Annotated in this window: 21 protein-coding genes and 1 pseudogene; 10 read left to right on the top strand and 12 right to left on the bottom strand. The window is 74.5% G+C overall.

The features are described from left to right. The first annotated feature begins 81 nt into the window (after positions 1 to 81). Genes ACZ7BZ_RS21465 through ACZ7BZ_RS21455 form a run of 3 tightly spaced genes read left to right on the top strand, consistent with a single transcriptional unit; the run spans position 82 to position 2,139 of the window. Positions 82 to 723 (top strand): hypothetical protein, encoded by a 642-nt coding sequence (locus tag ACZ7BZ_RS21465; protein ID WP_470359655.1) that lies wholly within the window; start codon positions 82 to 84, stop codon positions 721 to 723. Continuing rightward, positions 723 to 1,751: a serine/threonine-protein kinase gene (locus ACZ7BZ_RS21460; protein ID WP_470359753.1), complete on the top strand. Its 1,029-nt coding sequence runs from the start codon at positions 723 to 725 to the stop codon at positions 1,749 to 1,751. Before ACZ7BZ_RS21465 ends, ACZ7BZ_RS21460 begins: the two co-directional genes overlap by 1 nt. A 13-nt stretch (positions 1,752 to 1,764) precedes the next feature. Next, entirely contained in the window at positions 1,765 to 2,139 is a 375-nt protein-coding gene (locus ACZ7BZ_RS21455) for a DUF1304 domain-containing protein (protein ID WP_470359654.1), read from the top strand. Positions 2,140 to 2,251: 112 nt separating this feature from the next. On the opposite strand, the gene ACZ7BZ_RS21450 is transcribed toward ACZ7BZ_RS21455, so the two are convergent. Further along, positions 2,252 to 3,634: a streptophobe family protein gene (locus ACZ7BZ_RS21450; protein ID WP_470359653.1), complete on the bottom strand. Its 1,383-nt coding sequence runs from the start codon at positions 3,632 to 3,634 to the stop codon at positions 2,252 to 2,254. Between the two features lie 187 nt (positions 3,635 to 3,821). On the opposite strand from ACZ7BZ_RS21450, the gene ACZ7BZ_RS21445 reads away from it, so the two are divergent. After that, positions 3,822 to 5,348, top strand: a complete 1,527-nt coding sequence (locus ACZ7BZ_RS21445) for a DUF6777 domain-containing protein (protein ID WP_470359652.1) — start codon at positions 3,822 to 3,824, stop codon at positions 5,346 to 5,348. A 57-nt stretch (positions 5,349 to 5,405) separates the two neighbouring features. Here the strand turns inward: ACZ7BZ_RS21445 and ACZ7BZ_RS21440 are convergent, their stop codons facing one another. Next, positions 5,406 to 5,849, bottom strand: a complete 444-nt coding sequence (locus ACZ7BZ_RS21440; RefSeq protein WP_470359651.1) for a winged helix-turn-helix transcriptional regulator — start codon at positions 5,847 to 5,849, stop codon at positions 5,406 to 5,408. A gap of 129 nt (positions 5,850 to 5,978) precedes the next feature. On the opposite strand from ACZ7BZ_RS21440, the pseudogene ACZ7BZ_RS21435 reads away from it, so the two are divergent. Both ACZ7BZ_RS21435 and ACZ7BZ_RS21430 read left to right on the top strand, forming a co-directional pair. Beyond that, a pseudogene (locus tag ACZ7BZ_RS21435) lies at positions 5,979 to 7,205 on the top strand (MFS transporter); the annotation flags it as partial. Between the two features lie 18 nt (positions 7,206 to 7,223). Continuing rightward, on the top strand, positions 7,224 to 8,027 hold the full coding sequence (locus tag ACZ7BZ_RS21430; protein ID WP_470359752.1) for a nucleotidyltransferase: 804 nt from the start codon (positions 7,224 to 7,226) through the stop codon (positions 8,025 to 8,027). Positions 8,028 to 8,129: 102 nt separating this feature from the next. Here the strand turns inward: ACZ7BZ_RS21430 and ACZ7BZ_RS21425 are convergent, their stop codons facing one another. Continuing rightward, a complete protein-coding gene (locus ACZ7BZ_RS21425; protein ID WP_470359650.1) occupies positions 8,130 to 9,776 on the bottom strand; it encodes an LCP family protein in 1,647 nt (548 codons plus the stop codon). Continuing rightward, on the bottom strand, positions 9,769 to 10,341 hold the full coding sequence (locus ACZ7BZ_RS21420) for a DUF6542 domain-containing protein (RefSeq protein ID WP_470359649.1): 573 nt from the start codon (positions 10,339 to 10,341) through the stop codon (positions 9,769 to 9,771). The genes ACZ7BZ_RS21425 and ACZ7BZ_RS21420 overlap by 8 nt, the downstream gene beginning before the upstream one ends. A gap of 257 nt (positions 10,342 to 10,598) precedes the next feature. Here ACZ7BZ_RS21420 and ACZ7BZ_RS21415 point away from each other — a divergent pair, with 257 nt between their 5' ends. Both ACZ7BZ_RS21415 and ACZ7BZ_RS21410 read left to right on the top strand, forming a co-directional pair. After that, positions 10,599 to 10,805, top strand: coding sequence for an antitoxin (locus ACZ7BZ_RS21415; protein WP_470359648.1), 207 nt, complete (start codon positions 10,599 to 10,601; stop codon positions 10,803 to 10,805). A 95-nt stretch (positions 10,806 to 10,900) separates the two neighbouring features. Continuing rightward, the gene (locus ACZ7BZ_RS21410; RefSeq protein WP_470359647.1) at positions 10,901 to 11,596 is read left to right on the top strand and encodes a lytic transglycosylase domain-containing protein; all 696 of its coding nucleotides are present in this window, start codon (positions 10,901 to 10,903) and stop codon (positions 11,594 to 11,596) included. 5 nt (positions 11,597 to 11,601) lie between these two features. Here the strand turns inward: ACZ7BZ_RS21410 and ACZ7BZ_RS21405 are convergent, their stop codons facing one another. The 4 genes from ACZ7BZ_RS21405 to ACZ7BZ_RS21390 form a co-directional block, all read right to left on the bottom strand. After that, on the bottom strand, positions 11,602 to 11,934 hold the full coding sequence (locus tag ACZ7BZ_RS21405) for a hypothetical protein (protein ID WP_470359646.1): 333 nt from the start codon (positions 11,932 to 11,934) through the stop codon (positions 11,602 to 11,604). 256 nt (positions 11,935 to 12,190) lie between these two features. Continuing rightward, on the bottom strand, positions 12,191 to 12,820 hold the full coding sequence (locus ACZ7BZ_RS21400) for a hypothetical protein (protein WP_470359645.1): 630 nt from the start codon (positions 12,818 to 12,820) through the stop codon (positions 12,191 to 12,193). Between the two features lie 138 nt (positions 12,821 to 12,958). Further along, positions 12,959 to 15,151, bottom strand: a complete 2,193-nt coding sequence (locus ACZ7BZ_RS21395; RefSeq protein WP_470359644.1) for an RICIN domain-containing protein — start codon at positions 15,149 to 15,151, stop codon at positions 12,959 to 12,961. Positions 15,152 to 15,406: 255 nt separating this feature from the next. Then, on the bottom strand, positions 15,407 to 15,853 hold the full coding sequence (locus tag ACZ7BZ_RS21390) for a hypothetical protein (protein WP_470359643.1): 447 nt from the start codon (positions 15,851 to 15,853) through the stop codon (positions 15,407 to 15,409). Positions 15,854 to 16,669: 816 nt separating this feature from the next. Between ACZ7BZ_RS21390 and ACZ7BZ_RS21385 the strand changes: the two genes are divergently transcribed. Next, entirely contained in the window at positions 16,670 to 19,261 is a 2,592-nt protein-coding gene (locus ACZ7BZ_RS21385) for a cytochrome P450 (protein ID WP_470359642.1), read from the top strand. A gap of 25 nt (positions 19,262 to 19,286) precedes the next feature. Here ACZ7BZ_RS21385 and ACZ7BZ_RS21380 read toward each other — a convergent pair whose 3' ends face one another. From ACZ7BZ_RS21380 to ACZ7BZ_RS21365, 4 genes are all read right to left on the bottom strand, one after another. Continuing rightward, entirely contained in the window at positions 19,287 to 19,478 is a 192-nt protein-coding gene (locus ACZ7BZ_RS21380; protein ID WP_470359641.1) for a DUF6126 family protein, read from the bottom strand. A 43-nt stretch (positions 19,479 to 19,521) separates the two neighbouring features. Continuing rightward, positions 19,522 to 19,866: an ArsR/SmtB family transcription factor gene (locus tag ACZ7BZ_RS21375; RefSeq protein ID WP_380452215.1), complete on the bottom strand. Its 345-nt coding sequence runs from the start codon at positions 19,864 to 19,866 to the stop codon at positions 19,522 to 19,524. Positions 19,867 to 20,081: 215 nt separating this feature from the next. Beyond that, the gene (locus ACZ7BZ_RS21370; protein WP_470359640.1) at positions 20,082 to 20,537 is read right to left on the bottom strand and encodes a hypothetical protein; all 456 of its coding nucleotides are present in this window, start codon (positions 20,535 to 20,537) and stop codon (positions 20,082 to 20,084) included. A 281-nt stretch (positions 20,538 to 20,818) separates the two neighbouring features. Next, positions 20,819 to 22,006, bottom strand: a complete 1,188-nt coding sequence (locus ACZ7BZ_RS21365; protein WP_470359639.1) for a glycoside hydrolase family 3 N-terminal domain-containing protein — start codon at positions 22,004 to 22,006, stop codon at positions 20,819 to 20,821. A gap of 114 nt (positions 22,007 to 22,120) precedes the next feature. Here ACZ7BZ_RS21365 and ACZ7BZ_RS21360 point away from each other — a divergent pair, with 114 nt between their 5' ends. Beyond that, positions 22,121 to 22,513, top strand: coding sequence for a hypothetical protein (locus ACZ7BZ_RS21360; protein ID WP_470359638.1), 393 nt, complete (start codon positions 22,121 to 22,123; stop codon positions 22,511 to 22,513). Positions 22,514 to 22,520 lie beyond the last annotated feature (7 nt).

Here is a 22,520-nt window from a genome sequence, read left to right as displayed (position 1 = left end):
GGAATCGAACTGCGGTTCCGATGCCGCGCGCCGCCCCTGCCGTCGGCTCCGGCTCGCGCGCAGGAGGGAAGCCGGCCGCCGATGGACGAGTTCGCGTTCCGCCCCACCCACGTCGCCCCGCCGGACGGCATGGCGACCTGGACGGCCCCGGACCCGGCACGGCCCGCCGCCCGGCTGGATCCGCTCCTCCCGGTCCGGCTGATCGCCCGGCAGGGCGACTGGGCCCAGGTGCTCTGCTCCAACGGCTGGACCGCCTGGGTGGACGCCCGGCTGCTGGTCGTCCTCCCCCAGCCGCCACCGGGCGCGGACGCCCCGCCCACCCGCACCGCCGACCCGCGCCCCGCGCTCGCCGAGGCCGAGGCCGCGCTCTCCCGCCACCGCGCCCTGCTGGAGGACCTCGCCGCGGGCACCCTGGACTTGGAGGCCTTCCGGGAGCGGACCCGCGGCCTGCGGATCGGCCTGGTGGCGGACGGCGAGACGCTCTGGCTGTTCGACCCGGTGCACGACCGCTGGTGCTACTGCGACGGGCTGCAGCTACAGGCGTACGCGGCCACCGACCGGCCGCCGGAACAGCTTCCCGCGCCGACAGCCGCACCGGAGGCCGACCCGGAGGCCGACCCGGAGGCCGACCCGCCGGTGCACGAGCCGCGGCAGTCCGACCCGCAGCAACCCGACCCTCGGCGACCCGACCCGTACTCGCCGACCCGGACCGGCGCGCCGTGATCCCCGCCGATCCGACGCCGACACCGGCGTCCGCCCCCGGCCTGCCGGCCGGCCTGGTCGGGCGGCAGGTGGCCGACTACCGCCTGGAGCAGGAGATCGGGCGCGGCGGGATGGCCGTGGTCTACCGGGCCAAGGACCTGCGGCTCGGCCGGACCGTCGCGGTCAAGCTGCTGGCCCCGGAACTGGCCCGCAACGAGGTGTTCCGCCTGCGCTTCATGCACGAGTCCGAGGCCGCCGCCGGGATCGACCACCCGCACATCGTCCCGGTGTTCGGGGCCGGCGAGCACGACGGCATCCTCTACCTGGCGATGCGCTACGTCGAGGGCGGCGACCTGCGCGCCCTGATCAACCGGGACGCCCCGCTCCCGGTCGAGCGCACCGCCCGCCTGGCCCTGCAGGTCGCCTCCGCGCTGGACGCCGCCCACCGCCGCGGGCTGGTGCACCGGGACGTCAAGCCGGGCAACGTCCTGGTCGCCGCCGGCACCGACAGCGAGCACCCCGAGCACCTCTACCTGGCGGACTTCGGCCTCACCAAGAAGTCACTGTCGCTGAGCGGGCTGACCAGCGTCGGCCAGATCGTCGGAACGCTCGACTACGCCGCGCCCGAGCAGATCTCCGGCCAGCCGCTGGACGGGCGCTGCGACCAGTACGGCCTCGGCTGCGTGGTCTTCGAGATGCTCGCGGGCACCCCGCCGTTCCGCCGGGAGAGCGACCTCGCGCTGCTCTGGGCCCACCTCAACGACCCGCCGCCCGACCTGCACCGGCACCGGCCGGACCTCCCGGAGGCGGTCGGGGAGGTGGTCGCCCGGGCGCTCGCCAAGGCCCCCGAGGACCGCTTCCCGGACTGTCTGCGGTTCGTCGCCGAGCTGCGGGCGGCCGGCGCCCCCACCCCGTGGTCGGGGTGGACCGGGAACGGGCCGCCCACCCGGGTCGTCCCGGCGGTCGCCCGGGCCCCCGGCCCCGCCCAGGTCCCGGAGCCGCCCGCCTGGGCCGCCCCGGTCGTCCACCCTCCGCCCCGGGAGCATTAGGAAGTCTTCGACCATGAACGCCGTCAGCCAGCTCTTCGCCATGCTCGCCGCCGCGATCCACCTGGTGGTGTGGCCGCTGGAGAGCTACCTGTACGGGCACCCGCGGGTGCGCTACCTGCTCACCGGCAGCACCGCGGATGCCCCGGAGGTCCGGCTGTGGCGGTTCAACGTCGGCTTCTACAACCTGTTCCTGGCCCTCGGCCTGGTCACCGGCCTGGTCCTGCTGCACACCGGGCACTCCGGGTCGGGGAGGCCCCTGATCCTCTACGTCGCCGCCTTCATGGTGGCCGGCGGGACGACCCTGTTCGTCTCCGAGCCGAAATTGTGGCGCGGAGCCCTCGGCCAGGCCGTCCCGGCGGCGGTGGTCCTGATCGCCGAGCTGGTCTGAACCCGGGACGGACGGCTCCGAACCCGGGACGGACAGCCACGCACCCGGAACGGACAGCCACGCACCCGGGCCGGACGGCTCCGAACCCTGGACGGGCTGCCCGCAGCAGGGCTCAGCCGCCCGTCGTCCCCTCTGTGGCCTCCGGCCCCTCCGGCACAGCCGTCCCCTCGGTGACCTCCCCGCGCCGCCGCACCCGCGAGGCGAGCAGCGCCCCGAGCACCCCGGTCAGCAGTCCCCAGCCCGCCGCCAGCGGCACTGCCGTCCACAGGGCCGGGCGCAGCGTCAGGCTGCCGCTGCCCAGCGCCGCCACCGGATCGCTGCCGCCGAGGACGGAGCCGAGCAGGTCTCCCAAGCCGCCCTGTCCCAGGCCGACGCCCAGCACGGACAGCCCGTAGTCGGCGTCCATCCGGGTCCACAGGCCCACCAGCAGCATGGTGACGGCGGTGGCCAGGGCGAAGCGGACGGCGTGCTGCCACAGCCGCACGGTGCGCGGGGAGCGGCGGGCGGCGAGGAAGGCCGCGGCGACAAGCAGCACGGCGGCCAGTGGCAGCAGCCACCAGCTGCGCGCGTCGTACTCCGCCAGGGTGCCGAGGTCGATGGTCGCCTCCTGCCCGCCGGGGGCGCGCAGCACCGCGCTGAGCGGCTTGGGGACGGGCAGGCCCAGCGCGCCGACCAGCCGGCCGTGCCAGGCCGCGCCGAGGCCGAGACCGAAGGCGAGCCAGACCAGGTCGGGCAGGGCGAGCAGGAGCACGGCCATCGTCCGCCGGGCGTCGCCGTGCACGATCGCGGTGACGATCCCGGCCGCCGCGCCGATCGCCACGTATCCCAGCAGCACCATCCAGAGGGCGAACGCGGCCGGGCGGACGGCGAGTTGGTAGCGCAGCAGACCGCGCGGCAGCGGCGCCCGGCGGGACACCGCGAAGACCGCCGCGAGCACCAGCAGCAGCCAGGCCAGCCCGATGCCGATCGTGGTGACGCCCTCCGCGTGGAAGCCGACCTCCGGGGTGAGCCCGAGCACGCCGCCGATGGTCTGCACCAGACTGCCGCCGAGTTCGATCACGAAGGTGTGCTTGGCGGTGATGGTGATCAGCACCAGGGCGAGCAGCCAGAGCACCACCGTCCGGGCGACCCGGCCGAGCAGTTCACCGCCCCCGGCCACCGCTCGGAAGCGCAGTTGGCGCAGGAACACCTCGGCCATCACGACCGCGCCGACCAGCGAGACGCTCAGCGGCATCGCGCTCACCCCGGCGTCCACCGCGGCGAAGCTGCCCGCGCCGCCGTCGAGCTGGACCGAACCGCCGACGGCCAGCGCCAGCGTCGCGGCCAGCACGGGCGGGAAGCCGCCCTCCGGGAGGTCGCCGGCGCCGGCCAGCCAGAGGCCCAACGCGGCCACCGCCGCCATCGCGACGAGCCCGGCCAGCACCACGGCCAGCGCGTCCAGCCAGCCGCGGACGGCTCCGGGCGGGCCGGCGACCCCGGTGGTGGGCTGCTGCATGCCGCCTCCCTCTGCTCGAACGGTGCTGGTCCGTTCCCAGGGTGACCGACTGCCGCGGGGCACGCTCGGCGACGACAGGGCCACCTGCTGTTGCGGCGAGCGGGGGACCGGGGGAGAAAGGAAACTCCAGTGGCAGGAGCTTCCTGTGCCGGCCGTTCCCGCCGGCCGCCTGCGAAACGGAGCCTCGATGAGTTCCCAACCGCCTCCCTCCGGCCCGCCCAGCGAGCCGCCCACCGGTCCCCCGTCCGGCCCGCTGGCCGGACCGCCGTCGGGTGGCGGTACGGGCGGACCGCCGTCCGTACCACCACCGCCCTCCGGGCCGGGCGGGTCGTCCGCCGCCGGTGCGGGCGGCGGTGGTTCGGGCGGCGGGCGCGGACCGCGCACACCGTGGTGGCGCTCCGGGAAGGGCCTGTCGGTGGCGGCGGGCGTGCTGGTGGCGGCCGTGGTGGCCACCGTGCTGGTCGTCACCAACCAGGGCGGCAAGCACGAGGCCATCCCGACCGCCAACGAGGTCGCCCTCCAGACCCCGGCCGACCCCGGACCGGCGCCGTTCACCCCATCGGTGGAAACCCAGGGCGTGAGCGCCCCGGCTCCCGCGCCCACCAGCGCGGCGGCGCAACCGGGCGGCACCCCCAAGACCAGCTCCCCGGCCGTCCTGCACAGCGTGCAGGGCAGCTCGGCCGGGCTGTACGGCGGGACGATGGGCCGTCCCAGCTGCGACACCGAGCGACTGATCGGCATGGTGTCCAGTGGTGACGGCGGACGGGCCTGGGCCTCGGCGGCGGGCATCGAACAGTCTGCGATCCCGTCCTACCTGCGCTCGCTGACCTCGGCGTACCTGCGGGTGGACACCCGGGTGACCAATCACAGCTACAAGAGCGGCGCGGTGGTCGAGTACCAGTCCGTGCTGCAGGCGGGCACGGCCGTCCTGGTGGACTCCCAGGGCGTGCCCCGGGTGCGCTGTGCCTGCGGCAACCCGTTGAAGCCGGCGGTCCTGGTGAGCAACGCCACGTACACGGGGAAGGCCTGGACGGGCTTCGAGCCGACCACGCTGATCGTGGTGGTGCCGGCTCCGAAGCCGGTGACCGAGATCATCCTGGTGAACATCGAGACCGGCGGCTGGTTCTCCCGGCTGACCGGGCGGATCGACATCGTGGACAAGCACGTCGGGCCTCCGCAGGGGCCGCTGGTGCCGGGCATCCCGCCGCCGGCGCCGTGGAAGCCGACCACTCCGACGGCGACGGCCTCGACGTCCGGGGCGACGTCCTCGGGGGCCACGTCCTCCGGCGCCACCTCGTCGGGCGCTACCTCGTCGGGCGCCACCTCGTCGGGCGCCACCTCGTCGGGCGCCACCTCGTCGGGCGCCACCTCGTCCGGGGCGACCTCGTCCTCCGGCACGCCGTCCGGCACCTCATCGGCGACGGGTACCTCCGGTCCCTCCACCCAGACCGGGACCGCGGCCCCGACCACCAAGGGCCCCAGCGAAACGGCCACGACGATCCCCAAGAGCCCCACCGGAACGACCTCAACGACCTCAACGACGACGACCGGAACGACGACGACCGGCGCGGGGACCACCGGCACGGGGACCACCGGCGCGGGCATCAGTTCGGCCAGGACGACCGGCACCACGAGGCCGCTGCCCACCTGCAAGCCGCCCGGCGAGGCCGACCCGGTGCCGCCCTGCCCGCCGGCCACGAGCTCGACTCCCTGATCGCCCCCGCTCCCCCGCCGCCACCGGCCGTCCCGACGCCGGTGGCGGCGGCGCTTCTCAGGGCAGTAGCACCTTCGCGTCGTCCGGCCCGAGCAGCCGCCCGTCCGCCGAGCGCACCTCCACCGGGGCGACCGGTGCGCCCGAGACGCGGTCGACCAGCCGGGCCCGGGGCTCGCCCTCGGCGAAGAACCACTGGTCGCCCCACTGCCGCAGTGCGGTGATCACCGGGAACAGCGCACGGCCCTTCTCGGTGAGCAGGTACTCCTGGTAGGGGCTGCCATCGGCGGCGGGGGCGAGTTCGAAGACTCCGGTGGCGACGAGGTTGGCGAGCCGGGCCGAGAGGATGTTCTTGGCAAGCCCCAGGTTCTTCTGGAACTGCCCGAAGCGGCGCAGCCCATCGAAGGCGTCACGGACGATCAGCAGGGTCCAGCCGTCGCCGACCACGTCGAGCGGACGGGCGACCGGGCAGGCCGACTCCTCGTGCGTGGTGCGCTTCGGCACTTCTCCCACCTCTCAGCCGGTCGGCGCCCAGCGTACCGCCGGACTAGTGGTTGCTTATTGAAACCAGGATATGCCAGGGTGATGCGGTAGCACTTTGAAACCACCACTGCCCTTCGAGGGGACCCGCCCATGACCTCTCCCGCCGCCGCCCGTGCGGGCACTCCGACGCGCGGCCTGTCACCGGCCGTCACCTGGCTGCTCTCCGTCACCAGCGGCCTGGCCGTCGCCAACGTCTACTACTCCCAGCCACTGCTGGACCTGATCGCCCGTGACTTCGGCATCGACCCGGCCGCCATCGGCCTGGTCGGCACTCTCACCCAGACGGGGTACGCGATCGGCCTGCTGCTGATCGTCCCGCTCGGCGACCGCGTCGACCGCCGCGCCCTGACCACCGTCCAGCTCGGGCTCTCCGTCCTCGCCCTCGCCGCCGTCGCCCTCGCTCCCTCCGCTTCGCTGCTGCTCGCCGCGATGGCCGCCGTGGGCGCGCTCGCGGTCCTCGCCCAGGTCGTCGTCGCCCACGCCGCCTCGCTCGCCGCCCCCGGCGACCAGGGCCAGGTGGTCGGCACCGTCACCGGCGGCATCGTGGTCGGCATCCTGCTCGCCCGCACCGTCGCCGGCACGATCGGCGACCTGGCCGGCTGGCGCGCCGTCTACCTGGTCTCCGCCGTCGCGACCGGAGCCATGGCCTTCGCCGTTGCCACCGCCCTGCCCGCCGAGCCGCCCCGCACCGCCGGACGGACCAGCGGCCGAACCGGCTACCTGCGGCTGGTCGGCTCGGTGTTCACACTCTTCGCCGAGGAGCGCGTGCTACGCGTCCGCGCCGTGCTCGCCCTGCTCGCCTTCACCTCCGTCACCGTGCTGCTCACCCCGATGGTGCTGCCGCTCGCCGCACCGCCCTTCGAACTCAGCCACACCCAGATCGGCCTGTTCGGGCTGGCCGGCGCCGCCGGGGCGCTCGGCGCCGGGCACGCCGGCCGCCAGGCCGACCGCGGCCGCGCCGAACGCACCGCCGGCATCGGCCTGACGGCCATGCTCGTCGGCTGGCTGCCCGCCGCGCTGCTGCCGCACTCGGTGTGGTGGCTGGTGCTCGCCGTGGTGGTGATCGACTACGGCCTGCAGTCCGTGCACGTGGTCAACCAGCACCTCCTCTACCAAGTCCGCCCCGAGGCCCGGAGCCGACTGACGGCCGGCTACATGCTGCTCTACTCCGCCGGCTGCGGAGCGGGCGCGATCGCCTCCACCCTCGTGTACGACCGGGGCGGCTGGACGGCCGTCTGCCTGCTCGGGGCCGCCACCAGCCTTGCCGCGCTGCTCTACTGGCTCACCGCGGAAAACCACTGGCCAACGGGGCGGCGGGCGCGGCAGAGTGCCGCCATGATCGGCAGCGGACTGGACGAGGACGGGTACATCGCGCGGGAGGGTTCGCTGGAGCGCGTCCCGCCGGAGTTCGGGCCGCTGGTCGACGCCGCCCGGGAGCGGATCGCCGCCACCTTCGGTCCCGGTCGGCTGCACAGCGCCTACCTGTACGGGAGCATCCCGCGCGGCACGGCGATCCCCGGCGTCTCCGACCTGGACCTGCTGCTCGCCCTGCGCCACGAGCCCACCCCGGAGGACCGCGCCGACGCCCGCGCCGTGGGGGCCGCCCTCGATGCGGACTTCCCGCAGGTCGACGGCGCCGGCGTGCTGCTGTTCGGTGTGGACACCCTGCTCAGCGAGTTGGAGCGGCACGACCTGGGCTGGTTCGTCGCCTGTCTGTGCACCCCGCTGCTCGGCGAGGACCTCGGCGGGCGGCTGCCCCGTTACCGCCCGACCTCCCTGCTCGCCCGCGAGACCAACGGCGACCTCGCGCTCGCGCTCCCCGGCTGGCGCGAACGACTGGCCACCGACCCGGACTCCCGGCTCACGGCGCTCAGCCGCGCGGTCTCCCGGCGACTGGTCCGGACCGGCTTCACCCTGGTGATGCCCCGTTGGAACGGTTGGACGAGCGACCTCACCGCCTCCGCCGAGGCCTTCGCCGCCCATTACCCCGGCCGCGCCGAGCAGATGCGCCTCGCCGCGGCCGTCGCCCGCGACCCCACCACCGACCGGGCCACCCTGGCCGTCCTCATCGACGGCCTGGGCCCCTGGCTCGCCGCCGAGTACACCGCCGTGCACGGCGAGAAGGCCCCGCGCCCCTGACCGGCCCCCGTAACCATGCGCGGGGCCGAACCAGCCTTCCCCGCACGGGTGTTCACCCTGCCGTGCCATTCCGTGCCGTGCCGTGCCGTGCTGCCGCCAGGATCAGTCCACGCAGGGGATCCCGCCCGCCTTCACCGCGGGCCCCTGCATCGGCAGCCCGGCAGCCGGATCGGCGGAGGCGCCGGCCGGAGCCGGTGCGCCCGACGCGGTCGCGGCCGGGGTGGGGGTCGGGGTCCTGCCGGCGGCGAGGGTGACCAGCACGTGGCCCGACGCGACCGCCGCGGACGGCACGGCCGTGACGCCGTACCGGGCCGCCACCGCCTGGGCGTCGGCCTTGGCGCCGCTGCCGTAGCTCACGGTGGTGGTGCGGGTCCGCGCGGGGGCGTCGCCGATCCGGCCCGCCTGGTAGCCGAGGTCGACCAGTGCCTTGGACTCGCTGGCGGCCGCGCCCGCGCCCGCCACCGCGTTGACGTCGACCACGGACTTGGGCGCGGCACTCGGCGAGGGCGTGGGCGGGGCCGTCTCCCCCGGAGCGTCGCCGGGGGCGGCTCCCGGGGCGGCGGGCTCCTGTTCGTGGTTGAACAGCTGTCGGACGATCTTCTTGATCAGGTCCGGGTTGACGGTGTTGACCTCCTGCCCGCCGATGGTCTTGAACCCGGTGATCGGCAGGGTGTTGAACTCGACGTTGCCGCCGGTGAGGTTGGGCGCCTGCTGGGCGAAGTCGAGGATGTTCCACTCGTTGTCGATCACGACGTCCTTCTTCACCACCCCGAACAGCTTCTGCATCTGCCCGAAGTCGTTGAGGATGCCCTGCTGCTTGAGCTTGTACTCGACGGAGGAGATGAACGCCTGCTGCCGGTGGGTGCGGTCGAGGTCGCCGTTGGTGAGGTGGTGCCGCTGGCGGACGAAGGAGAGCGCCTGGGCGGCGTCCAACGAGCTGATCCCGGCGGGCAGTTTGAGGCCGGTGCCGCCGCCCTCGTGGGTGGCGGTCCGGGCGATGATCGGATCGTCGACCGGGTGGTTGAGGCAGACCTGGATCGGCTCGACCGCCTTGGCGATGTCGTAGAAGCCGATCAGGTTGACCTCGGCGAAGTGGTCGATCGGGACGTCCAGGAAACTCTGCACGGTCTGGATCGTGGCCGAGCGGCCCGCCTCCCGGCTCTGCCGCTCCAACTCCGCCTTGGACAGGCCCTTTCCGGCCAGCTTGGCCTCGGCGGCCTCCTTGGCGATGCCGTAGGCCTCCTTGATCTTGTGCATCTTGCCGTCGGCGCCGGCGGTCTGCACGTAGTCGTCGCGCGGGACGGACAGCGCGGTGACCTTCCCGCCGTTGGCCGGGATGTGCAGCACGATCAGGGCGTTGGTGTTGTAGCCGCCGATCTCGCTGGAGCCGGCGTGCAGTTCGTCCTCGACGAACTGCTTGGGCAGGTCGTTGCCGTCCATGTCCTTGCGGCTGTCCAGGCCGATCAGCAGCAGGTTGACCGACTTGTCCAGGTGCGCCGGGGCGTTCTTCTTGGCCTCGCTCAGCGCGCTGGACTTGATCATGCCGTCGTCCAGGCTGCGGTACTCGTACCAGGTGAAGCCGCTGGCGCCGAGCACGGCGACCGAGACGGTGCAGGCCAGGGTGCGGCCGGCCACGGTCAGCGGCGCGGGCCCGCGGCGCGGGGCGCGCCCGCGCGGTCGGCCGGCGTGCCCGGCCTGCTCGGCCAGACGGCTGCCCCGCCCGGCGGAGCGGTTGGTGCGCTCAGCCACGGCGGCCCCTTCCCTTCGGCGCGGCCGACCGGGCGGGCCGACGACGGTCCAGCACCGCCCCTACCACGATGACCAGCACCGCGAGGGCCACCGCCGCCGCCATCACCGGGAACGCCTCGACCACCCAGCGCACCGCGCCGGTGCCCAGGCCCTTGCCCTGGTACTTGTCGGGGTCGGCCGCGTACTCGACGCCCGAGGCGGTGAGCAGCACCACCACCGGGGCGGCGGTCAGCACCCACCAGCGGCCGGGCCGACTGCACAGCAACGCGGCGGTTCCGGTGCCGAGCACCGCGCCGACCGCGAACAGGATGCCGACCCCGGGCCCGCCCAGTTCGTCGGCGATCCCGCCGAGCAGCGGCAACCCGACCGCGGCGAGCGCGGCGACCAGTCCGCCGCGCCGGCGGGCCTGCTGCCGGCGGCGCGAGGCCCCGGCGCGCTGGGGCCGGGCGTCGCGCACCTGGTCGGCGCCGCCGTCCGCGCCGTGGGAGCGCTGGGCGGGCACGGCGGGGTCCTCGGCGCGAGGTCCCGCGTCCTGGTACGGCGTTCTCGCCCGCTGGCCGGCCATGCGCACTTCCCTCGATCGTTTCGGCTGCGGCGCCGCGACCACGCCACCGCGTGTGCCGGGACGCCATCCGTCCTGTGGCGGTCCCCACCGTCTACAGACCTGTAGAGGCTGATGAGGAGCATACAAACCCATTTCAGCAAAGTCACCCGCCGCCGATCCGCGGCAACGGACCGACCGGCGGGCCCTCGTTAGGATGACCATGATCCCCGCCACGTCGGCACACCAACAGGAACGCACCAGAGGAGTAGAGCGTCACCATGTTTGAAAGTCTTAAGAACCTCGCGGACAAGGCCACCGACCTCGCCCGTGAGCACAGCGACGTGCTCGGGCAGGGCCTGGAGAAGGTCGGCGACGCGATCGACGACCGTACGGACGGCAAGTACAGCGGGCAGATCGACACCGGCGTCGAGAAGGCGAAGGACTTCCTGCGCAACCTCGACGGGGACCGGAAGGCCGCCGAATAGCGTCGGACCGGCCCCCCGCGGGACACGGTCGACCGTACGGTGATCGAAACGACGATCGAACTGGATGACGGGCTAGCGGGGAGGGACCGGCAGCGGTGAGCGAGGAGCAGAAAGGGTCCCGCTGGGGGCGCTGGATCGTGATCGGCGTCCTGGCGGCGGCCGGGTGGGGCATCGTCCGCGGGGGCGGCCACGACACCGCGGCCACCTCGGCGGCGCCCTCCACGGCACCGTCCGCCGCCTCCCCGTCGTCCGGCTCCGCGCCGGGCGCACCGTCGGCGGCGCCCGCCAAGCCCTCCGCCCCCGCCGGCCCCTACGACCCCGCCGACTACGCCGCCCCGGTGCGCCAGTACGCCGCCGAGGCCGGGGTCAACCCCCAGTTGCTGATGGCGATCCTCTACAACGAGGCGTACAAACCGCACGACCCCGACTTCGAACGGGCCTGGCAGCGCGGCAAACCGGACTCCGCCTTCGGCATCGCCAACATGCACCGGGCCGCCTTCGACGACACCAAACCGGGCCGCCCGTTCGCCTCCCGCCAGTGGGAGGAGCTGCCGGACGACCGCAACCTGGCCGTCCAAGCGGCCGCCTGGCACCTCCACGACCTCGCCGCACAGCTCCCCGCCAAGGTGGGCGTCCCGCTGAGCAGGGACGAGCTGACCGCCCTCGGCTACAACGCCGGCGCGGGCAACATGCTCGCCTTCGCCCGGGGCGTCAAGATCGGCCCGCAGGCGCAGTCCTACCTGGACCGGCTGCGGGACAACTGGGCGAAGTCCGGCGAGGCCGTGAAGTAGCGCCGCTACTCGGCGCCGAGCTGGGCGGCCCATTTGGCGCGCCAGGCGAGCGCGTCGGCGACGCCATCGGCGAGGGCGCGCTCGGGCGTCCAGCCGAGCAGCTCACGGGCGGCGTCGACGGAGGCGTGGCCGCCGATCACGTCGCCGGGACGCGGGCCGGCCTCCCGGGCCTCCAGCTTGCCGCCGACGACCTGTTCGAAGACGGCGACCAGCTCGCGGACGGCGGTGCACTCCCCCGTACCCGCGTTGACCGCGCGGTAGCGGTCGGCGGCGTCGGGGGCGATCACCTCGTCGAACCGGAGCAGCGCCGCGACACCGGCCTCCGCGAGGTCCTGCACACGGACGTGGTCGCGGATGCCGGAGCCCCCTTGGTCGGCCGGTCAACGCCGGTGACGGTGCACGGAAGGGGCCGTCGATGTGGGCCTCGATCAGCGCGCGCGTACGGGCTGTTCGCCTCGAACACGGAGTCCTCGGCGACCCTACCGTCCGGGGTGGCCGCGTAGATCGAGGCGGAACTCACCGGGGCACCGGTCACCGTCGCACCGCACGGGCGTTCGCCGGTGCGCCGGTTCGCCGAACGGGCCTTCCGGTGCGTCAGCGGCGGGCGCGGCCCCGCAGCCAGAAGCCGGTGGCGACCAGGAGGACGGCCGCGGTGGCGGTACCGATGGCGGCCCAGGTGGTGGCGTCGTCGGTGGTCTCGTGGACGGGCGCGGCGGTGGTGGCCGGGCCGGCGGCCACCGGCGGCGCGGAGGCCGGCGGCGCGGAGGCCGTGGCGGGCGCGGGGGTCGCGGCGGGGGTCGGGGTCCCGGAGGTGGCGGCGGCGTCCACCGGCGCCGGGTCACTGATCGCGGCCGCCTCGACGTCCAGTTCGCGCTCGCCGTGGCCCAGCGAGGGGAAGGCGCAGTCGACTGCGATCTTCCAGTGTCCGGCGGGCAGCAGCTCCCGGGTGGAGTACGTCCCCGGCCGGCCCGGCAGGGCGACCAGCAGCCAGGGGCCGACGGTCCGGCCGTCGGAGGCGGTCGCGGAGAGCGTGCCGGCGAAGTCCTCGGTGACCGGGTCGTGGTCGTTCTCCCAGGTGGCCACGGCGCTGACCCGGCCGTCCTGTTGGCCGGTCACGTCCAGGTGGACGGCGTCGCCGTGGGCGGCGGCGGGTGCGGCGACGGGCAGGACGGCCGCGGTGGCGACGGCGAGGGAGGCGAGCAGCAGGCGGGTGCGGGTTCGCATGTCGGGCGTTCCTCGGGCGGTGGGGTGAGGGTGTCGGCCAGGGCCTGTCCGGCGGTGGCGCGGGTGCGGCCGACCTCGGGTGGGTGGCGGCCGCACCCGTGGTGCGGAGTGGAGCGGGCTTCCGGGCCCGCTCCGGGCCTACGAGGTCTTCAGCAGCGACCAGTTCTGGTACGGCCGGCCGTTCGGCTGCTGAAGCTCCAGCAGCCAACCACCGTAGTACCAACGGTCACTGAGCCCGAGCACCAGGTCCGAACCGTCCGCCTTGAGGGTGAAACCGCCGTCTCCGGAGGCGAGTTGCCACTTCTGCGCGGCGGTGTCGGCGCACGGCTGCTGGGCCACGTACTGCCCGGCGACCGGGCTGCCGCCGAGCTGCAGGCACTTGCCGGAGCGCGCGGACTTGATCCGCACCGCGCCGCTGCCGGCGTCCTCGAACTGCCACTTCTGGTTGGCGTAGCCGGTGCGCTGGTAGCCGATCGCCACGGTGCCGTCGTTCATCGAGCTGCCCCACAGGTCGGCGGCCTGGCCGGTGAGGCCGTTGACCATGGTGTAGTGGGTGCCGGGCTGCGGGCGGCCGGTGTCGGCGAGGGTGCGGAAGCTCGCCGCGTGGCCGGGCTCGGCCACCCTTCCGGCAGTATCCCGGACGGCGACCGCCACGGTGTAGCCGGTGCCGGGGGCGAGCCGGACCAGGCCGACCACGGTCGAGCGGACGGTGCCGATGGTCTGGCCGTTGAGCTGGACGTCGTAGCCGGCCGCGGACGCGACCGGGCTCCAGCTCAGCATCACCGAGTTCTGGGTGATCTGACTGACCGCCACCTCGGGCCGACTTCCGTCCGTGGTCGGGGTCGCGGTCGGCGACGGGGACCGGGTCGGCGTGGCGGTGGGACCGCCGGTGGGCGTCGGGGACGGCGAGGGCGTGCGGGTGGGCGTGCCCGTAGCCGTGGGACCGGTGCTCGGGGTCGGGGTGGGCGTGGGGTTCGGGCCGGTGCCGCTGCCGTCGCCGCTGCCCGGGATGAGGAAGCGGTTGTTGGCGACGTTCCAGTGGGTGGCCAGGTAACTGCCGGGCGATGGCGCGGTGTTGTAGTAGTCGTCGTGGCCGCAGTCCAGCCGGTCGTCATGCGCGCGATCCGGGCAGACGACCCGCATTTTCGGGTAGTAGGGGGCGTCCGAGTAGCACATCAGGTCCCAGGTGTCCGTGCAGTGCCCGGCCTTGCTGGAGTTGGGCGCACTGTTGTTCACCGCGCCCAGGTTGTGCCCGAGTTCGTGCGCGGCGGTGTGTCCGCCCCAGCAGCCGGAGTCCGTCCGGCCGTACGATGGGCCGAAGTTGCTCAGATTGTCCTGCCCGGCGCGCTCGTCGCCGGCGAAGGTGCCGATCCCGCAGTACACCTTGGCGTCGGTGAACATCATGTACTTGCGGTCCTTGCGGTTGAACCCCTGAGCGGCCAGGGCCCGGTTGCTCGCGTTGAAGTCCTGGATCTCGGCGTCGGAGATCTGCACGTTCAGCACCGAGGCGGTGCAGTCCGGTTCGGTGACGAAGCGGACGTGCCGCACCCCGCCGGTCTCGGCCGCGCTGGCGTTGTAGATGACGTCGACGTCGGCGGCCCACTTCTTGAACGAGGGCAGGTACTGGGCGAAGCGGTCGTTGCCCGGGGTGTGCACGTACACCACCTGGACCCGGTTGCCACTGCTGCCGTCACCCTCGCAGACCAGGCCCGAACCGGCGGCCGGGGCGGCGGCGTCCTGCGGGGCGGAGGCACTGCCGGCATCACCGAGCAGCGCCTTCTGGGCGGCGTCGAGGACGGGCGCACCGCCCTTCAACAGGTCGGCGGCGGAGGGCGGTTGGGCGCTAGCGGGCGGGGTGAGCGCGGGCGCCTGGGCGGCCGGGGCGGCGACCGGCGGGACGTCCTTGTGGATGTCCACCTCCTTGGGCGGCGCGTCCGGACCGTGGCTGCACTGGCTGCTGCCGGCGACCTCCAGCATGTTGCCGCAGCGGTCGCTGGTCGGCAGGGTCAACCCCGCGTAGACCAGGCCGCGTTCGGGCTGGTCCTTGGGTATGGACTTGGGCGCGGCGGCCTTCTCGTCCCGCTTGGGGGCGGGCGCCTTGGTGGCTCCCTCGGCGGTGCCGGTCTCCCCCGGTCCGCCGTCGTCCGCGACCGCGTCGACCGGCGCGTCCGCCACCGTCACTGCGCTGTGGCCCGTCCCCGCGTCCATGGCGGTGCGCAGGCCCAGGGTGCCCGCCACCAGTCCGGCTGCCACCGCCACCGCGACCAGGGCGCTCCTGCGGGTGAGCCTTCGGCGCCTGCGGCGACGGAGTTCGCTGCTCCGGTGTCCCATCGCGTTCCTTTCCTCGTGCGACGGTCCGTGCCCGGTGGTGCGGGGCGCGGACCTTCCGACACGAGGGAGAGCGGCGGGGACCGCCGGGAATAACAGAAACCTCTTGCGGAATTCCCGGGCGCGTTCGAGGCGGAGGCGGGAAGGCGAGGACGACGGGGGCGACGAGGACGACGGGGCGCGGCAATGCCGGGGAGGCGGCGGAATGGGTGCGGAGAGGCGGCGGAGTGGTCGCGGGCCGGTCGGCCGGGTGGAGCCTCAGGCCGCGGCCCCGATCCGGGCCGGCCCGCCCGCCGCCGCGCCCGCGAGCCGTCCCGCACCACGGCTGCCGTGCAGCCGGGCCAGCCCGGCTGCGAGCACCGCGCGGTCCCCGGCGAGCCACAGCCGCAGCGCGGCGGAGAGCGCGGCACTGGCCGGTCCGACCGACGGCCCGCCGGTGCGCACCAGCCGCTCGCCCAGCAACGGCAGCAGGTCCGCGACCGGCGCGGGCAGCCAGAGGGTCACCGCGCAGGGCCCCGGCCGGGCCAGCACCCGCAGCAGCGACAGCACCGAGCCGTCGTCGTGCAGCGCCGGGATGACCTCCAGCAGCCCGTCGACCGCGACTCCGGAGACATCTCCGCCCTGGCCGCGCGCGAGGTCACGGAGCAGCGCCCGCTCGGCGGCGGTGATCCGGACGGTCAGCATGACCTCGTCGTCGCAGTCCATGGTCCCGGTCCCCTGTCGTGGAGTTGGTGGCAGCTGGAGGTGGTGGAGCCTGGGGGTGGAGCGTTCTTCGGCGCGGTCGCGAGCGGATCACTCCCGTGCCGAGGGGAGTCCTGCCCGCAACGGCCGTTCACTACCGGCGCTATCAGGCCGTAGTGGCCGTCGGAACGGCGGTAGAGCACCCGGAGGCGGCCGTCCTCGGGGCCCGTCCTGCAGACGTACGGGCGCCCGGTGGGCCAGAGCCTGCGGGCCGCTCGGCGAGGTCGAAGTCGGGCGCGGGCCCCGGGCGCGGTCGCGGGCGAGAGTGAGCCGCAGCGCGTGGGTGTCGGGGCCCCAGCGACGGCGCGGTGTCCTGCGCCCGGGCCCGGGCGCACTCGGCACCCTCGCGCGGCAGCTCGCCGCGGATCTCCAGCCGGACGTCGAGGGCGGGCCGGGGAGGCAGACGGGTCATCAGGTTCCTCCTTCTCCGCCCACCATGCTGGCCCTCGCACGGCTGTGCGGCGAGGGTCCAAAGACCCTGCCGCACGGGCTGGGCGAGGGCCGCCAGGCCTGGGGGCATCGGCGCAGGTCAGGCCGCAGGTACGGACCGCTCGCGGGGCCGGTGCCGCGGACCCCTCGGACGGGCCCCGGAGTGATCGGCCGTTGGAGTGATCCGAGCGCGTTCGGCGCAACGCCCACCGGACCGGCGCGTTTCCTAGGGCGTGCGCCCTCTGTCCCTGGCGCACGCGGGGTCCGCGCTCCTCGGCCCCCGCCTCCCGGCCGTCCGCCGGTGCCTTCCCCGGTACCGCCGCACCGGCCCGTCTGGTGAAAGGAAGTGTCATGGCCCTGCCGACCCACACCCTGCTGGCAGAGACACGGAAACGGATCGCCACCCCGAGAACCACGCCACCCCCCGTACCCACCACCCGCGCGGCCGTCCCCCTGCTCGCCCCCGGCGCACTGCCCGGCATCGGCCACGCCGCCGCTCTGCTGCGCGACCCGCTCGGTTTCCTCGGCTCACTGGCCCGGCACGGCGGCGTGGTCCGGATCCGGCTCGGCCGGCGCACCGTCTGCGTGGTGACCGACGCCCGGCTCGTCCACACCCTGCTCGTCGCGCTCGCCCACGACTGTCCGCGCGGCGCGGTCCAGGACACCCTGAAGACCGCCTTCGGCGACGGCTTGCTGATGTCCGAGGGCCAGGCCCACCGCGACCGCCGCCGGATCGTCCAGCCCGCCTTCGGCCCGGACCGGATGGCCGGCTACCTGACCGTGATGCACCAGGTCACCGAGGAGCGCGCCGGACGCTGGCGGCCCGGCCAAGTCCTCGACGTGGCGAAGGAGATGAACCACCTGGCCCTGGAGATCGTCACCCGCTCGCTGTTCGGCGCCCGGCTCAGCGAGGACGCCACCTTCGCCTTCCACCGGGCCCTGCCGGACCTGGTGAAGGGCCAGATCGTCCAGTCCCTCTACCCCCACCCGGCCTTCGCCCGACTGCCGCTGCCCGTAAACCGGCGCTTCGACGCCGCCGTCCGGGTGCTCAACCGGGTGGTCGACCAGGCCGTCAACGGCCCGGCCGGCACGGCCCGCGCGGAGCGGCGCGGGGGCACCCTGCCCGCCCTGCTGCGCGCCGCCACCGACCCGGCGACCGGCCGCCCGCTCTCCGAGGCCGACGTCCGCTCCGAGGCCATCACCATGTTCGGCGCCGGCACCGAGACCGTCTCCACCACCCTCACCTGGCTGCTGGACGAACTCCTGCGCCACCCCGAGGTGGAGGCCAAGGTCCTCGCCGAACTGGACGAGCACCTGCCGGCCGGCACCACCCCCACCCCGGAGGCGCTGGCCCGGCTCACCTACACCCGCAGCGTCACCCAGGAGGTGGTGCGGCTGCACGCGCCCAACGCCTTCCTGATGCGCACCGCCCGGGTGCCGGTGGACCTCGGCCCGTACCGGATCCCGGCCGGCACCGAGCTGCTGTACAGCCTCACCGCGCTGCACCGCGACCCGGTGCGCTACGACGAGCCGCTGAGCTTCCGGCCCGAGCGCTGGCAGGACGGCGGCGGGCTCGGCCGGCCGTCCTTCCTGCCGTTCGGAGCGGGCAAGCACAAGTGCATCGGGGAGGCCTTCGCCTGGGCCGAACTGACCGTCGCGGCGGCCGCGATCCTGCGCCGCTGGCGGCCGGTGGCGGTGCCGGGGGCCCGGGCCCGGGAGGTGGTGTGGACGACCGTCCAGGCCCACGGGCTGCGGGTCCGGCTCGCGCCCCGGACGGACGGCGTCCCGGCGGCACCGGACGCTGCGGCGGCACCGGACGCTGCGGCGGCACCCGACACCGCATCCGCCAAGGGCGCCGCGGGCGCCATGTCCATCGCCTCCGCAAGGCGAACCACGTCCATCGCGCACGCCACGTCCGCCACACCGGAGCTGCCGCGCCCGGCGGGCTGTCCGTTCACCGGCACCGCGGCCAGCCCGGACACCCCCGCCGCCGTACCGCGCGCACGACCGACCACCGCACCGCCCGCACGGCCGACCACCGAACTGCGCGCCGCCGCCGACCGGCACGCCGACTGGGCGGTCCGCCACGGCCTGCTCGCCCCGACCGAGCTGCCCGGCTACCGGGCCTACGCCCTGCACGAGTTGATCGGCCACGCCTTCCCCCGCGCGCGGGGCGCCGAACTGGACCTACTGGTGGACCTGCTGGGCTGGTTCACCGTCCTGGACGACCGCTTCGACGGCCCGCCCGGGCGCCGCCCCGCGGAGGCCCACGCACTGGTCGCCCCGCTGATCTCCACCCTCGACGGCGACGCCCGGCCGAGCCCGCTGGAAGGCCAACTCCTCACCGCCTGGCGGGAACTGTGGGACCGGCAGCGCGACTCGGCCTCCCCCGCCTGGCGCGCCCGGGCGGCCCGCGAGTGGCGCGCCTGCCTGGCCACCTTCCCCGCCGAGGCCGAGCACCGGGCCCGCGGCACCGTCCCCGCCCTGGCCCTCGGCCTGGCGGACACCATGCGACTGCGCCGCCACGGCAGCTGCCTCTACCCGTTCATGAACATACTGGAACGGGTCCACGGCGCCGACGCCCCCGCCGCCCTGCACGCGGAGCCCGCGCTGCACCGCCTGCGCGCCAACACCGCCGACGCCGCGACGCTGATCAACGACCTCTACTCGCTGGAGCGGGAGGAACGGCAGAGCGCCGCCGCCTTCAACACCGTCCTCACCCTGCAACGGGTCCGCGGCTGCACCCGCAGCCGCGCCGTCCGCACGGTGCGCGCCCGGGTCGTCCGGCTGCGCCGGGAGAACGAGGAGCTGCGCCGCGAGCTGGTCCGCCGCCACCCGGCGGGGCGCTGGTACCTGGACGGCACCCGGGAGCTGATCGCCGGGGTCCAGGCGTGGACCAGCACCAGCGACCGCTACCTGGTGCCGGACGGCCGGAGCCGGTGACGCCCGCCGCGGACGGCCGGGCCCGCTACTTGCGGTCGCCGAGGGCGAACAGCAGCAGCACGAAGCCCGCGAACAGGTGCGTGGCGAAGATGTAGATGCCCGCCCGGATCAGCATCGCCTTGCGGCGGCGCTTCTCGTCGCTCGCGCTGTCGCCCTTCAGCGGACCGCCGGTGCCGCCGGTGCTGCCGCCGTCGGCGCTGTCGGTGTGGTCGCTCATGGTGGTGATGCTCTCCTCGGGTCGGGCGCTGCGGGCTGCGGGCTCAGCGGGGCGACCGGCCGCCGGAGGTGCGCAGTTCGGTGAGCAGCGCGCCCTGGTCGGTGATCAACTCGGTCAGGATCCGGCGCGCCGCGCGCAGCAGTTCGGCGACGTCCGGGGTGCTGAGCGCGTACATCACCGTGTTGCCCTCGCGGGTGGCCGTGACCAGCTGGGTGCGGCGCAGCACCGCGAGCTGCTGGGAGAGGTTGGACGGCTCGACCTCGATCTCCGCCAGCAGCTCGCGCACCGGCCGGGGGCCGTCCTGGAGCAGCTCCAGGACCCGGATCCGAACCGGGTGGCCGAGGGTGCGGAAGAACTCCGCCTTGGCCTGGTACAGCGGGACCGGCATCGCCCGTCGCCTCCCTCGGATTCGCTCGGTGGTCGTACGGCCGGGCGGGGGTCCGTACCGCGGCCGGTACGCATCATCGCGACAGATGAAGATTTCTTCAAGTCGTCACAGTGGAAGGTGACCGCGCCCACATCGCCGCCGGGACCGGGACGACGGAAGGCCGAGCCCGGGGGACTCTGCCAACTCCCGGGCCCGGCGGTCTGCATGACGAACCATCAGCAGTTTACGGGCACATCCACGGTGACCGGGGCCGGTCCACGCAAGCTGCCCTCCACCGAGAAGGAGGCGTGCACCACCGACCCGCACGGCGCCACGGTGCTGATCCCGTTCACCCGGACCGTACTGACCCGGAACTCGGCGTGCCCGGACACCGCGGCGAGCGGGCCGACCCCGACCACGTCGGCCGACAGCCGGGTGATCAGGTCCTGCGGCGCCGGCGGCCACGGCGTCCCCGGCGAGGGCGGACCGGCCAGCCCGATCTGCCCGTACAGGACGACCCCGTCACCGGTGACGTCCGCGCAGACCCTGGTGGACAGCCCGGCCTGCAGGCCGGACCGACCGCAGGTGGTGACGGTGGCGGTCGCCTGACCGGCGGCGAGCGCCGGCACCGGCGCGCCCAGCAGCGCGACGGCACCGACCGCGCCCGCGGCGATTCGAGCGATGCGGTTCATGGCTCCTCCTTCGGAGGGTGTGAGGATTCGGACCACGGCAATGCGTTATGGCACATATGACATTTCATAGGTGCCATGGCCACAACTCTGCCATGTGATTCCAACCCCGAAGTGCCATTTCCCCTTCGAATCAACGCCTCCGACTGAAAGCACGCCTACGATGGCGCGTTCCCACCCGGCCAGGCGAACCCCCGCACCTTGTCCGGCGTCGCCCCGTTGAACCCGGGGTGAACCTGGAGCCGGTCGAACCACCATCCGGCGACCGGAGTCGGGGGCCGGGGTCAGCCCAGGCTCTCCCGGAGCGCGTCGACCCGGTCGACGGCGGCCGTGAAGGCGGCGCGGTCGAGGGTGCCGGAATCGAGGGCGGCCGCCAGCGCGGTGGTGGCCTCCTCGCCCTGCTGGGCGTCGCGGGCGGAGCAGAGGATGAGGTCCATGCCGGCCCCGGCGGCGGCGACGGCGCGGGGGCCGGCGGGACCGTACGGGGTGAGGGCGTCGGCCTCCAGGGCATCGGTGACGGTGACACCGTCGAAGCCGAGGCGCTCGCGGAGTTCGCCCTGGATCACGGTGGGTGACATCCCCGCCGGATGGTCCGGGTCCAGGGCCGGGTAGACCGCCCAGGAGGCCATCACCAGGCGCACGCCCGCCGCGATGGCGGCCCGGTACGGGGCCTCGTCGCGGGCGCGCAGCCGGTCCAGCGGGACGGGCAGGGTGACGGGGCGGGCGTCGGTGTTCTCGTCCCGGGCGGCGGCGCCGAGACCGGGGAAGTGCTTGGCGGTCGCCGCCACCCCCAGACTCTGCTGGGCGGCGAGGAAGGCGCTGCCCAACTCGCCCACCCGGCCGGGGTCCTGGCCGTAGGAGCGCTCGGAACGGTCGATGAAGTTCCCCGGGGTGTCGTAGACGTCGAGCACCGGGGCGAGGTTGAGGTTCAGCCCCGCGTCGGCGAGGGTGCCGGCGGCGCCGGTGCCGGAGTCCACGGCGGCGGCCAGCGGGTTCGGGGCCGTTCCGGTGCGGCGGGCGGAGAGTTCGGGCGCACCGGGCAGACGGCGGACCTTCCCGCCCTCCTGGTCGGTCATCAGCAGCAGCGGGCGCGGGTGCGTGGCCTCGGCGGCTGCCCGCTTCAACTGAGCTACGGATTCGGCGAGTTGCTCCGGACTGGTGACATTCTCGCCGAACAGGATCACCCCCGCGGCCCGGCCCTCCCGGATCGCCTGCAGCACCTCGGGCGCCGGCGTCGGACCCGGGTAGGAGAGCACGATGCGGCGCCCCGCGAGCTGCCGGGAGTCCTGCTGCTCGCCGGACATCCGCTTGCCGGCCGGCCGCTCGCCAGTCCGCTCGCCGGTCATCACCGCGCCCCTCTCGCCAGGAAGTTCAGCACCGCGCGTCACCGATCCGGCCGGAGCCGGACCGAGTGCGGCCGCCAGCACCACCAGCACCGTGGTGAGCTGGGCTACGCGCCGTAACGGGGCCATCGATGCCTCCAGGGTCGGCAACGGCGTACGGTTCGCCAGCGTACCCAGTTACCCGCCATCCGGCAGCCCGTGAACCCCAGGACCGCACCGGCTCCGAGCACTTAGGGTGCCCACATGTTCGATCACCTGGACGTCGTGCTGCCCGAACCGGGGGATCACTGGCCGCTGGTGCGGTTCCTGGTCAACGGCGAGGACGTCATCGGGGGCTCGGTCGGCCCCGACGGCCGCGGCCGGCCGCCCATGGCCCGGTTCCCCGCCGTGGGCGCGAGCGGGTCGGGGGCGACGGACGAGCCGCGCCGGGTGAATCCGGGCGAGCCCGAGTGCGACGGCGGCTGCTGCGGCTACCTCTCCGCGGTCGTCCGGCGGACCGGCGAGGTGGTGCTCTGGACGGACTGGGAGCTGCCCGTCGGAGCGACCCGCCCGCTGGAGTACGCCTTCGAGGCCGCCCGGTACGAGGCCGAACTCGACCGGGCCGAGGCCGACCCGCGGTGGCGGTCGGAGCACTGACCCGTGG

The sequence above is a fragment of the Kitasatospora sp. NPDC036934 genome, from assembly GCF_055608425.1.
This window is presented reverse-complemented; position numbering and strand designations above follow the sequence as displayed.